This window comes from Pseudonocardia sp. SID8383, assembly GCF_009864975.1.
GTDB classification, from domain to species: domain Bacteria; phylum Actinomycetota; class Actinomycetes; order Mycobacteriales; family Pseudonocardiaceae; genus Pseudonocardia; species Pseudonocardia alni.
The window spans coordinates 1-251 of the sequence record NZ_WWFY01000368.1; the positions used below are offsets into that span (position 1 = coordinate 1).

At 73.7% G+C, this 251-nt stretch carries 1 protein-coding gene; it reads right to left on the bottom strand.

What is annotated here, in order from left to right; all coding sequences use genetic code 11:
* Positions 1-5: 5 nt before the first annotated feature.
* A partial coding sequence (locus GTW08_RS08730) for a PepSY domain-containing protein (RefSeq protein WP_202416778.1) occupies positions 6-251 on the bottom strand: 246 nt, incomplete at its 5' end.

The following is a 251-nucleotide window of genomic DNA, read 5'->3' on the forward strand; positions in this document are numbered from 1 at the left end:
CCGGCTCAGTCGTCGTCGCGGTCGTGCCGGTCGTCGTCGCCGTCGTGCCGGTCGACGTCGTGGTCGAGGACCTGGCCGGTGGTGGCGTCGATGTCGAGATCGTGCTCGGTGGTGCCGTTCACGACCTCGACCTCCCAGTGGTCCCGGCCGTCGCTGCGGTCGTCGTCGCGGTCGTCGTCGTGCCGGTCGTCGTCGCTGTCGGCCCGGTCGAACTCGACCTCGGTGACCCGCCCGCCGCCCGCGGCGGCGAG